Here is an 11,661-nt window from a genome sequence, read left to right as displayed (position 1 = left end):
ATTAACCTTAGGGAGCCGTAAGCGTTAAGCCGTCAACGGTCAGTCAAGATCAAGCACTTAAATTCAGTGCAGGGGAGAAGAAAAAAGTGAAGGATAAAAGAAGGGGGGCCAGCGGCCTATTATGAAACAGGCTTCCCGAAGGAAGCCTGTTGTCGTTCTAATGGTGAATACGGTTAACCAACCCACTGGGTGACTTGAGCAAAAATCAGAAAGCCCATGGCAATGCTAATCCAGACGGCGAACAGGGGTAAGAAAAACTTGATCCACTTATTCCAAGATACGCCAGCCAAGGCCAGAGTTGCCATAAAGTAACCAGAGGTGGGGTACAAGATGTTGCCGAGTCCGTCACCTAGCTGGAAGGCCAACACGGCGGTCTGGCGGGTTACACCAACCAAGTCAGACAGTGGCGCCATGATGGGCATGGTAACCAATGCCTGGCCGCTGCCCGATGGGATCACAAAGTTGAAACCCAGTTGGGCGAAGAACATGCCAATAGCCGAGAACATGGCCGGAAAGCCACCCACCAGGTTACCCAGGTTATACACCAGCGTATCCATGATCTGGCCATCTTCCAATATCACGGCCACCGCTCGGGCGATACCGCAGATCATGGCGCCGACCAGCACGTCTCGGAAACCTTCGTTGAAGCCTTCACTGATCTCTTCGGTTTTAAGACCAGCAATCAGACCGACCACCACACCCATGATGATAAATAGACCGGCCATTTCCATCATGAACCAGCCACGGGTCATTACCCCCCACACCAGCAGAGCAAAGAAGCCGAACGCTGCGAGAGATGCCCATTTCTGGCGCGTGGTGGCAGTAAGAGCCGCCTCGCTGGCACTGTGCAGGTAACGCGCCCGCTTGTCATTTTCCTTGGCGTCATCGGCCATCAGGCTTAACGCCGGATTATTACGCACCTTGAGCGCATAGCGGGTAACGTAGAAGATGCCGACCAGCAAAATGGCAGCGAACGCCAGCACCCGCAGCATCAGCCCGGAATAGATCGGCAAGTCGGCCAACTGTTGGCCCAGACCGGTATTAATGGGGTTAAGTACCCCTGCGGTAAAACCGGCAGTGGTGGCACATAGTGCAACGGCGGCGGCGGTCATGGAGTCGAAGCGCAGAGCTATCATCAGCGGCAGTATCACGGGCACATAGACCAGTGCCAGTTCCTGGGTGCCGATAAGCGTGGCGATCACCGCGAACGTGGTCATCAATACCGGAATGATCACTATGGTGTTATTGGCAAAACGGCGGGTTAACTTGTCGACGCCGATTTCGATGATGCCAGTACGGCGCAGCACCATAAACATGCCACCGATCATAAAGGTGAAGAATACCACTGCGCCCGCATCCATCAATCCCTTGGGAATGGATGTCATAAAATCGACCAGTCCGACAGGGGTGGACTCGATCACCTGGTAGGAGCTGGGGTCTATGGTAGTACGGCCGCTGGGCCCTGGCACTCGATCATATTGGCCGGCGGGTACTATATAGGTAAGCACGGCGGCAATAGCGCTGAATACAAACAAGATTACGTAAATATGCGGCATTTCGAATGATTTTTTACTCTTGGCGCCGGTTTTTATCGACTGCTGATCTATCTGAGAAGTGGGTATCGTCATAGTATTTTTCCCTGCATTAAGCGCAGTAGTAAGCCTGTTTAGCGTTAAGAAGGCTGCTAAAAATCATCATCCTTAACTCATCCATCAGCGAACATGGTTCCCATGTACGCTGACTCGCGAGCCTTTATAATGTTTTGTTAACAATAGTTCAACGGTTCTGCGACTTTTATTTATATTTTACAATCAAGGTTGTATATCTAAATATGAGCCGTGGTGTTATAGGGAGATCTATGCCGGAGAAAAAAGAGATCAAGCGTTTAAATAACAAACCTTTCTTGTCGTTAATGTCAGGTATACAGCGGATTTGGGGTGATAGCAGTAAGTTGAGTTCTGTTTGAATCTTGGCGTTGCTTGAGAGGTAGAGCAGTAATAAAGTGGGGGTATAACGAGGGTAGTACGAGGTGAGAATATGTTAACTAACAGCTGAATGCTGCGCTTTGATGCTTCTAGCGGTGGGGCAGCACAAGCGATAATTAAGATCTAACACAAAGCCCCCTGAGTGAAAGCTCGTACTTATCGTTGGCTGCCCCAATTATTAACAGCCCGCCACCCTTAGGTTAACGGGCTGGCAGCGTGTCACTCGCCGCGAATGTTGTGGTTTGCCAGGTGTTCAAGCGCCTTGATCAAACCAGAGTGGTCCCAACCAGCACCGCCCAGAGCGTTACAAGTGTTGAATAACTCTTGTGCGCCAGCAGTGTTAGGCAGAGAAACACCCAGTTCACGTGCGCCAGTTAGAGCCAAATTTAGGTCTTTCTGGTGTAAAGCAATACGGAAACCTGGGTCAAAAGTACCCTTAACCATACGCTCGCCGTGTACTTCTAAGATCTTAGAAGAAGCGAAACCGCCCATCAGAGCTTCACGCACCTTGGCAGGATCGGCACCGGCTTTAGAAGCAAATACCAACGCTTCTGCAACGGCTTCAATGTTCAGAGCAACAATGATCTGGTTAGCTACTTTAGTAGTCTGACCGTCACCGTTACCGCCTACCAGAGTAATGTTTTTACCCATGATTTCGAACAGTGGGTTGATCTTGTCGAATACAGACTGCTCGCCGCCAACCATGATGGTCAGAGTCGCGTTTACTGCACCCACTTCGCCGCCAGATACTGGAGCGTCTAAGTAGTCAGCGCCAGTTTCGTTAACGCGCTTAGCAATAACTTTGGTAGCAATCGGAGAGATAGAAGACATATCTACTACGATTTTGCCAGCAGATAGGCCTTCAGCTATGCCGTTTTCACCAAACAGTACGTCTTCAACCTGTGGGGTATCGGGCACCATGGTAATGATAACGTCGGCAGCTTCAGCAACTGCTTTAGGCGTTGCTAGAGCAATACCTTTGTCACCCAACAAATCGGCAGGTGCCTTGTTGTAGTGCTCAGAGAAATACAGAGTGTAACCTGCTTTTTGCAGGTTCGCCGCCATGGGCTTGCCCATGATACCGGTACCGATAAAACCTATTTTCATCGTATGTTCCTTTTTAGCTTGTGGGGACAGCAGATGTTTTTGCCACTTAATAGGGCGACACCTACGACCTTAAAGATATATCAATGCTGCTTAATGCAACATCGTCCGGATTTAGCCTAGGTTGGCGTAGTTCTTCAACCAAGTAAGACCCGCTTCGGTGGTAGTGGCTGGCTTATATTCGCAACCAATCCAACCGTTGTAGCCTACTTCGTCCAGGTACTTAAACAAGAACTCGTAGTTGATCTCACCGGTGCCTGGCTCGTTACGACCTGGGTTATCAGCCAACTGTACGTGGTTGATGTTGCCTAGGTTGTTTTTAATGGTACGAGCCAAGTCGCCTTCCATGATCTGCATGTGATAAATATCATATTGCAGATACAAGTTAGCGCTACCCACTTTTTCTCGAATAGACTGAGCTTGCTTGGTGTTGTTCAAAAAGAAGCCAGGGATGTCCAAGGTGTTAATCGCTTCCATTACCAGCTTAATGCCGGCTGCTTCTAACTTATCAACAGCAAATTTCAAGTTAGCAACAAAGGTCGCTTCAGCTTCGTCATAAGACACGCCCGCAGGCTGAACACCAGCCAAGCAGTTTACTTGGCTATTGCCCAGTACTTTGGCATATTCGATGGCCTTATCAACACCGGCTTGAAACTCTTCAACACGGTCAGGATGGCAGGCAATGCCGCGCTCGCCGCCGTCCCAGTTACCGGCTGGCAGGTTAAATAACACCTGGGTCAGACCATTGGCATCCAGTTTGGCTTTAATATCTTGTGCAGTTTCAGCATAAGGGAATAAATATTCTACACCCTTAAAGCCAGCTTTAGCGGCGGCTTCAAAGCGGTCCATAAAGGCCACTTCGGTAAACAGCATAGACAAGTTGGCAGCTAATTTAGGCATAACAATGTCCTTCATTAATTTGGGGCACAAATAAGCCCAGCCGAGTGGCTGGGCCTTAAGGTATTAATTAATCAAGTAGAGAGATAGTAGCAGTAGGGGCATCAACGCCTTTCTCTGCCAGTTCTTCAAACTCGTTAACTGCGTCAATTTCAACGCCCATAGAAACGTTGGTTACACGCTCAAGAATCACTTCAACTACTACTGGTACAGAGAATTCAGCCATCAACTTCTTAGCTTGTTCCAGTGCAGGAGCGATTTCTTCTGGCTTGTAAACACGGATTGCTTTACAACCGAGGCCTTCAACAACTTTCACGTGGTCAACGCCGTACTCGCCCAGCTCAGGAGAGTTGATGTTTTCGAACGACAACTGAACACAGAAGTCCATGTCGAAGCCACGCTGTGCCTGACGGATCAGACCCAGATAAGAGTTGTTTACCAGTACGTGGATGTACGGCAGTTTAAACTGTGCGCCAACGGCCAATTCTTCAATCATGAACTGGAAGTCGTAGTCACCAGAGATAGCTACCACGTTGCGAGACTTGTCTGCAGCAACCACACCCAGAGCAGCAGGGATAGTCCAACCCAGAGGGCCAGCCTGACCACAGTTGATCCAGTTACGTGCACTGTATACGTGTAGGAACTGAGCCGCAGCAATTTGTGACAAACCAATGGTAGATACATAAGTAGTATCGCGACCAAAGACTTTGTTCATTTCCTGGTAAACACGCTGTGGTTTAACTGGAACGTTGTCGAAGTTGGTCTTACGCTGCATGGTGCTCTTGCGTTCTTTACATTCAGCAACCCAAGCAGAACGATCTTTCAGCTTGCCGGCAGCTTTCCATTCTTTAGCAACTTCTAAGAACAGATCCAAAGCAGCGCCGGCGCAAGATACGATACCCAGATCTGGGCAGAATACGCGACCAATCTGAGTAGGCTCGATATCTACGTGGACGAACTTACGACCCTTGGTGTAAACCTCAACCGAACCGGTGTGACGGTTAGCAAAGCGGTTACCAATACCCAACACGAAGTCAGATGCCAGCATGTTAGCGTTACCGTAACGGTGTGAAGTCTGTAGACCACACATACCCGCCATCAACTCGTGGTCGTCAGCAATTGTGCCCCAACCCATCAGAGTAGGAATTACTGGTACGTTTACCAGCTCAGCAAACTCAGTCAGCTGCTTGTCTGCGTTGGCGTTAATAACACCACCACCAGATACCAACAGCGGCTTCTCTGACTCATTCAGCATAGTCAGCGCTTTCTCGATTTGGATACGAGTAGCCGCTGGCTTGTACGGGATCATTGGAACGTATGCTTCAGCGTCAAATTCAATCTCAGCCATCTGTACGTCGAACGGCATGTCGATAAGAACTGGGCCAGGACGGCCAGAACGCATAATGTGGAATGCCTGCTGGAAAGTACCGATCAACTGAGCGGGCTCCATTACGCAAATAGCCCACTTAGTTACTGGCTTAGCGATAGCTTCAATGTCTACCGCTTGGAAGTCTTCTTTATGCATGCGAGCACGTGGCGCTTGGCCAGTGATGCACAAAATTGGAATCGAGTCAGCCATCGCTGAGTACAAACCAGTGATCATATCGGTACCGGCAGGGCCAGAAGTACCAATACACAGGCCGATATTGCCTGGGTTTGCACGAGTGTAGCCTTCAGCCATATGTGACGCGCCTTCAACGTGGCGCGCGAGTACGTGTTCAATTGAACCTAAGCCACGCAATGCTGCGTAGAAAGGGTTAATTGCGGCGCCGGGAACGCCAAAGGCTTTAGTTACACCTTCAAGCTCAAGGATTTTGGCAACTGCCTCGATTGCTTTCATTTTAGCCATAATCGGTATCCATTCATCTGAGGTGCTCTCGGCACCATTATAGTTTATCTAGGGGTAATGGTTACTGGTCCCGTCTGGTGAGAACGGTTAACAACCAGGTAACCATTATCGTGATCATACAAAAAATACTGTGGCGATCAACCAGTTTTTGGAAATCATTTTTACCATGTGGAAACTGCGAAAACGAAATAACGGGCGATCAGTCCGATTTGTAGCATTTTTTGTTTTGTAATTTAGAGTTGGCTGCTGTGGTATCGGTTTTGCTCAATTTGTAAAAGTTGCACACGCCTTTTTATCGTTGTTAGTACAAAAATAATGGTAGTTAGCAACCCCATAAGTGTGACCTGACGCACATATGATAACAACAATATGACAAAATAAACATTCGGTACAGTGTTGATTACACTCATGCGCACAGTTTGCTTACATTTGTTAAGGGTAAATGACAGCAATAACCCCCCTAGAACAGCGCTAAGCCGCTAGTCTTAAGCTGTCGGTTATCGATCACACTCACATATGAATTTTTTGTTGGCACGGCTTTAAACGCGCCAGTTTTGTGCAGTGAAATGTCTTGGTGTCTGTTCTGCTCCATTGATGTGGTGTTTTTGCTTCACAACTCACATGCGTTTTGCTGGCTTACATAGAGTCGGTAAACGATCTTTATTGTGCACTGCACAAAAAAGAACTTGTCAAAACGTTTTGTGCAGTGCAGTATTAGATGTGCGCCGATGCTAAGAAACGAAAAGATGATGTTTTTCTTGCTGGCGTACTAGGCCAAGAGCCCCTCATTCTTCAGGAGATATATAATGTCATTATTCGATTTTTCAAAACTGCAAACTATTCAGCAAACCAACTTGAACTTGCTGCAAGGTCTTACTAGCAACCTGTTTGCCGGCGCCACCAAGCTGGGCCAGTTACAACAGAGTGCGTTGACCGAACTGAGCAGCACTCAGGTTGAATACACCAACAAACTGTTGGCCGTACGCGATGTTACGGAATTCTTTGCATTGCAAAGTGCTTTCTTCAGCCCAAGCGCGCTGTTAGAAAGTCAGCTTGGCTTTAATCGTGAAGTGGTTGCAGTATTAGCTGATAGCCAGCAGCAGATTAGCCAGTTTGCAGAGCAGCAGATTGCTACTGGCAATCAGCAGTTAAATGAAGTTATTGAGCAGTTGGCAGGTCATGCACCTGCGGGCAGCGAGTCAGCAGTAACCGCATTAAAAACAGCGGTTACCAGCGCTAACGAAGCATATGAGCAAGCACAAAAAGCGGCTAAAAACGCCACTGAAGTTGCAGAAAGTGCAGTAAAGCAGGCAGCAGAGCAGTCTGAAAAAGCCGCTCGTGAGTTAGTGCAAACAACTGAAAAGAACATTGCTACTGCTACTACTAAAGCAGCAGAGCAGACTCAGACCCAAGCTAAAGGCCGTAACGCGACCAAAGCTAACTAATAACCTCCAATAATAGCGGTTATTTATTTAGGCGATAAGGATTATTCCTTATCGCCTTTTTTTTCGTCGCCAGTTTCTTGTTCTTCACCAGACAGGGGGTCGGCATCGGACTTAGATTTGGCCTTATCTTGTTCTTTGGTCTGGGTACTAAAGCCGCCAAACATACCAAACATGTTTTGCGTGTTCATATAAAGATCACGGGATTGTTCGACATATTGGCGCATCATGTCTTGCATCATGGGCGCTTGGCCGTGCATAAATTCGGTCCAGGCGTGTGAAGATTTCGATCCGGTTTGCGTTTGAATGTCGATAACCGACTGAATGCTTTCATCTAGGTAGCTGCCAAGCACGCCTTGAAAAGGCCCATAAAAGCAGATGATGTTTTTTAGCATGGTGCTAGAAAAAATCGGATTGCCGTCGCTTTCGGCTTCTTGAATAATCTGTAACAGAATGCTGCGCGTGATGTCTTCGCCGCTTTTGGCATCAACTACCTGAAACGGCTCTTGTTCTTGCACTAACCGGCGAATGTCCGCAAGCGTGACATGGCTACTGGTAAAGCTGTCGTACAGCCGACGATTGGGATATTTCTTGATAATACGGATACTGTCTTGAGCTTTTGACATACTACATCGATTCTCGGCCAACTATTGTTACAGCCAGTGTATCCCAAACCCCTACCTTTTGTAGAGGCCACTGCCACTGGTCGGATTTTGCGTAGCAAAAGAAGCCCTTCGGGCCGCCGTACGCTGTAAGCCAAAAAAGACGGCGTTTGTCTCTAACTTACGGCGTAAAGCGTATGGCTTACAGCTGTGTTCCGGTTCAAGCCGTGAACCGTGCGGTGCCATCTGTTATTATTCCCCTCTATTTTATTTAAGCGATAACGGGATCTCCGATGCAAGTTGCAGACAACACAGTGGTACAGTTTAACTACACTCTTAAAAATGAAGACGGTGATACGTTGGACACCAACGTAGACAACGCACCGCTGGCTTATTTGCACGGTCATAAGGGTATGTTGGAAGGTATTGAGAATGCAATGACCGGCAAAGATGAGGGCGAGAGCTTTAGCATCACTTTGACTCCTGAAGAAGGTTACGGCGAGCGTAAAGACGACATGATCCAGCGCGTACCGGTTAAGCATTTGCAAGGTGCTAAGAAGTGGAAGGCGGGCATGATGGCTACGGTACACACTGAGCAAGGTGAGCGTCAGGTGACGTTAGCGAAGGTAGGTAAGTTTATGGCTGACGTAGACATGAACCATCCTTTAGCCGGTTTGACGCTGATTTTTGATCTAGAAGTAGTCAGCGTACGTGCCGCAACTGAAGAAGAAATTGCCCACGGTCACGCCCACGGCGAAGGCGGTCACCAGCACTAAGACAGCTGTACGCTATAAGCCGTACGCTGTAAGTTAAAGATTAAAAAAGGCCGAGCAACTGCTCGGCCTTTTTTGTGCGCTGCGGGATGAGCACACGCTTGGGCTAGTCGGCAAACTGTTTGGGCTGAACCAGTCTCAGGTAGTCTTTGACGGGCAGGCTAAACAGTTCTCGGTAGCTGCCGGCACTGAAGACTATTTCTTGTTGGTGGGCGAGTTCGGTGTCGATATACACTGGCATTTGATAGAGGTTGCCAAAGGGGGGCAGGGCGCCGATTTGGCAGTCGGGAAACTTCTCGCGAAAGTCGTGTTCATGCAGAAGGGTCACTTTCTGTGCCGACAGGGCTTGGGCGAGGGTGTCGGTATGGATCATTTTGGGGGCGGGTACGACGATCATGGTCATTTGGCCATCTAGGGTCACGATCACTACTTTGGCCATTACGCTGCCCGGTATGTGGGCGACTTCGGCCACATCTTGTGCGGTAAAAGCCGGCGAGTGGGTAATCACCCGATATTTGACTCCCTGTTGATTTAGGTATTTTTGTAGTCGTTGGGCCGGCATAACACGTCCTCCTAATTGATACGAAATATCAGTTGAAGTATAGGATCCCAGCCGGAAGCGGTAAGCTTGAAGCTGTAAGAAAAAGGCTAAATAAGCTAAAGGCAGGCATTGTTTTTGGCTTGGTGAATGTATAGAGAGGCGACTGGGCAACCTCCTCCGACCCGCTCAAGTACCTCCCTGTAACGCTCAAACACATGACATCCCTGTCATGTGATGGTCGGCTGAGGTTATCCCAGCCGCCGCTCTCGTCGGTACGGTGTTGTTGGTGGAATCTAAAAACAAAGGCCGAGCAGATGCTCGGCCTTTTTATACCTGACGGCGTCTGCTGGTGTGGCGTATGTATAAAGAGGCAGCAGGGTTACTTACACCGACGCGCTTAACCCGCATCCATGCGGCGCTCGGCAAATGCCGTCCCTGGCATTTGACGGTCGGCTCCAGCAATCCCTACTACCTCTCTCGTCGATTTGGTGTTGCTGGCGGAAAATGCGAATAAAAAGGCCGAGAGCAAAAAGCAAGACCTGCCCCCATGACCTTTGACCGCATAACTTTCTGCTGAAACGGCTTATCGTCAATTCAGCTTCGCCAGGATTATCGCTGTTAAAGCCGCGAAAAATGCAGATGTTTGGTTTTGCCCGGTGGTGACAGCGATAAGCCAGCGGGCGATGCAAAAAATAGAGCATCATCTCGATTGGGCTTTCCAATATTTACGACGAAACGCTCAACCATCGCAGCAAAGTAATTCCAAGCAGGGTAAGGGGTTACGTGTCATTTACGATTTTTTAATGCTTAAGTACTTGGCTATGCGTCTGAATTAGTTGTGTATAGAAAACTTACGCTTTCATTCGAGCAATTTTTTTTCTAACCGCCAAAATTTGCTTTGCAAACAACTGTGCATCAAGGAAGTAGCTAGGATACGCCTTTTTTAAAGAAGCTATAGACTTGGATGTAACAAGAACAACTTGTAAGTTCTCACCCTGACTAACTAATTCTTCTATTTCTGAATAATCGATATTTGCTTTGTATGCATCTCTTTTAGTATAAGATTTTATTTTTGCTCTTCGCGTATCGAGATTTAAAATTATAAGGTGATAATGCCCATTTACTTTATCACTTTCAATGTGTTTGGCCGCAACTCGAAATCCTGATAATTTGCTAATGACATCGAGTTCCTTTTCTTTTTTTAATAGCATATCAAAAATTTCATATTCACTATAATTATTATGTTCCGGAACTCTTGGTGTACTTTCAAGTATTGAAAATGCCGAACTTGCCAAAACAAAAAATCTAAGCCATTCATCAGGGCCTTCACTAGATTTTAAAGAATGGTTTAGAAAAGTCCCCATCGTTTCAACAGCAGTAGCCCATGCGTGTTGTATTATTGTTCTAATTTGTAGCTCGATAGAAAATCCACTTTTACATTGGAATATCATATGAACACTTCGATAACCGGAGTCTTTAGGATAATTTATGTAATCTTTTCCACCTTTAACGATTGAGAAAACTTTTGTTCCTTTTGTATACTCCGATTGAATTTTTCTAACATTAGACATGTCTTTAACTACTGAGCGAATACCTCCAACATCTTGCATTCGTGCTAATTTCATTCCAGGATTTCTTTTTAGCTTAGCAAGTATTGAGGGCATTCGTTTTAATCGCTGAGAGACGAGAGCTTCATTGTCGATTTTTGACAGCTTTCTTCTTAACGAAGATTGAAAACTATTTAGAGGAGCGACATGACAAGTTCGCCAATTATCGAGGGCCTTCTTAGCCCCATCATGGTCTTCTTTAACCCCCGCAAGCAATGCGACACCGGCTCTATTCACTGCACTTTTGGAATACTCAAATTCAATTTTTGCCATTGGTGTCTATATTTCCTTTTTCCCGATTGATCTCGAAACTCAACTCTATACATAACGCCGCCAATCACAAAGCTAGTTTATTGGCATTGTGGGCGACCTTACTTTTCTCTGTTATTGGCGTTTGTTCGTCAGTATCAGATAAACCTTATATGAATCTTTCGCATTATAGGCAGCGCAGGTTGCAAATAGGAAGGGTGGTCAAGGTGTGTTGATCTCATTTTGGTGAAATAAATGGGTTAACAAGGCACCGAATCGCCAGCGGATAGCACTAACAGGCCATTCCTAAACATCAAGGAGGATGGATCGGGCCCTTTATCCGACTTTTACCGTGCAATCACATAAATCAGCAGTTTAATCGCTTTAGGTAAACAAACGGCCGAGCAACAGCTCGGCCGTTTTTTCGCGGTTTTTCACCATTAACCACTGGCAATGCCATAGCATCGAGGAGGATGAAGGGATCTGCTCAGCCGGCCATCACATGACAGGGATGTCATGTGTTTGAGCGCCGCATGGATGCGGGTTAAGCGAGTCGGGGGAGCGGGCCCTTTATCCGACCTTTACCGTGCAACCACATTAATCCGCTGTTTT

At 47.3% G+C, this 11,661-nt stretch carries 9 protein-coding genes; 2 read left to right on the top strand and 7 right to left on the bottom strand.

Annotated elements, in window-relative coordinates:
- Nucleotides 1-173: 173 nt before the first annotated feature.
- The 4 genes from ACFQ1C_RS04995 to gcl form a co-directional block, all read right to left on the bottom strand.
- A complete protein-coding gene (locus tag ACFQ1C_RS04995) occupies nucleotides 174-1,628 on the bottom strand; it encodes a YfcC family protein (RefSeq protein WP_379557435.1) in 1,455 nt (484 codons plus the stop codon).
- 576 nt (nucleotides 1,629-2,204) lie between these two features.
- On the bottom strand, nucleotides 2,205-3,122 hold the full coding sequence (gene glxR / locus ACFQ1C_RS04990; RefSeq protein ID WP_379557466.1) for a 2-hydroxy-3-oxopropionate reductase: 918 nt from the start codon (nucleotides 3,120-3,122) through the stop codon (nucleotides 2,205-2,207).
- An 81-nt stretch (nucleotides 3,123-3,203) separates the two neighbouring features.
- On the bottom strand, nucleotides 3,204-3,989 hold the full coding sequence (gene hyi, locus ACFQ1C_RS04985; protein WP_379557434.1) for a hydroxypyruvate isomerase: 786 nt from the start codon (nucleotides 3,987-3,989) through the stop codon (nucleotides 3,204-3,206).
- 67 nt (nucleotides 3,990-4,056) lie between these two features.
- Nucleotides 4,057-5,835 (bottom strand): glyoxylate carboligase, encoded by a 1,779-nt coding sequence (gene gcl, locus ACFQ1C_RS04980; RefSeq protein ID WP_379557433.1) that lies wholly within the window; start codon nucleotides 5,833-5,835, stop codon nucleotides 4,057-4,059.
- 806 nt (nucleotides 5,836-6,641) lie between these two features.
- On the opposite strand from gcl, the gene phaP reads away from it, so the two are divergent.
- Nucleotides 6,642-7,280, top strand: coding sequence for a TIGR01841 family phasin (phaP, locus tag ACFQ1C_RS04975; protein WP_379557432.1), 639 nt, complete (start codon nucleotides 6,642-6,644; stop codon nucleotides 7,278-7,280).
- A gap of 41 nt (nucleotides 7,281-7,321) precedes the next feature.
- On the opposite strand, the gene phaR is transcribed toward phaP, so the two are convergent.
- Entirely contained in the window at nucleotides 7,322-7,903 is a 582-nt protein-coding gene (phaR, locus tag ACFQ1C_RS04970; RefSeq protein WP_379557431.1) for a polyhydroxyalkanoate synthesis repressor PhaR, read from the bottom strand.
- Nucleotides 7,904-8,172: 269 nt separating this feature from the next.
- On the opposite strand from phaR, the gene ACFQ1C_RS04965 reads away from it, so the two are divergent.
- Nucleotides 8,173-8,655: an FKBP-type peptidyl-prolyl cis-trans isomerase gene (locus tag ACFQ1C_RS04965; protein ID WP_379557430.1), complete on the top strand. Its 483-nt coding sequence runs from the start codon at nucleotides 8,173-8,175 to the stop codon at nucleotides 8,653-8,655.
- Nucleotides 8,656-8,758: 103 nt separating this feature from the next.
- On the opposite strand, the gene ACFQ1C_RS04960 is transcribed toward ACFQ1C_RS04965, so the two are convergent.
- Together ACFQ1C_RS04960 and ACFQ1C_RS04955 are read right to left on the bottom strand one after the other, a co-directional pair.
- On the bottom strand, nucleotides 8,759-9,214 hold the full coding sequence (locus tag ACFQ1C_RS04960) for an aminoacyl-tRNA deacylase (protein WP_379557429.1): 456 nt from the start codon (nucleotides 9,212-9,214) through the stop codon (nucleotides 8,759-8,761).
- Between the two features lie 830 nt (nucleotides 9,215-10,044).
- Nucleotides 10,045-11,073 (bottom strand): hypothetical protein, encoded by a 1,029-nt coding sequence (locus tag ACFQ1C_RS04955; RefSeq protein WP_379557428.1) that lies wholly within the window; start codon nucleotides 11,071-11,073, stop codon nucleotides 10,045-10,047.
- Nucleotides 11,074-11,661 lie beyond the last annotated feature (588 nt).

It is taken from the genome of Oceanisphaera ostreae (assembly GCF_042676125.1).
In the GTDB taxonomy this organism is placed as follows: domain Bacteria; phylum Pseudomonadota; class Gammaproteobacteria; order Enterobacterales; family Aeromonadaceae; genus Oceanimonas; species Oceanimonas ostreae.
The sequence above is the reverse complement of the archived record's forward strand: the minus strand, read 5'-3'. Positions and strand labels throughout refer to the sequence as shown.

Coding starts and splice junctions, on each gene's coding strand:
- ACFQ1C_RS04965 (WP_379557430.1), top strand. CDS start 8,173: ATGCAAGTTGCAGACAACACAGTGGTACAGTTTAACTACACTCTTAAA.
- ACFQ1C_RS04960 (WP_379557429.1), bottom strand. CDS start 9,214: ATGCCGGCCCAACGACTACAAAAATACCTAAATCAACAGGGAGTCAAA.
- ACFQ1C_RS04955 (WP_379557428.1), bottom strand. CDS start 11,073: ATGGCAAAAATTGAATTTGAGTATTCCAAAAGTGCAGTGAATAGAGCC.
- hyi (WP_379557434.1), bottom strand. CDS start 3,989: ATGCCTAAATTAGCTGCCAACTTGTCTATGCTGTTTACCGAAGTGGCC.
- phaR (WP_379557431.1), bottom strand. CDS start 7,903: ATGTCAAAAGCTCAAGACAGTATCCGTATTATCAAGAAATATCCCAAT.
- gcl (WP_379557433.1), bottom strand. CDS start 5,835: ATGGCTAAAATGAAAGCAATCGAGGCAGTTGCCAAAATCCTTGAGCTT.
- ACFQ1C_RS04995 (WP_379557435.1), bottom strand. CDS start 1,628: ATGACGATACCCACTTCTCAGATAGATCAGCAGTCGATAAAAACCGGC.
- phaP (WP_379557432.1), top strand. CDS start 6,642: ATGTCATTATTCGATTTTTCAAAACTGCAAACTATTCAGCAAACCAAC.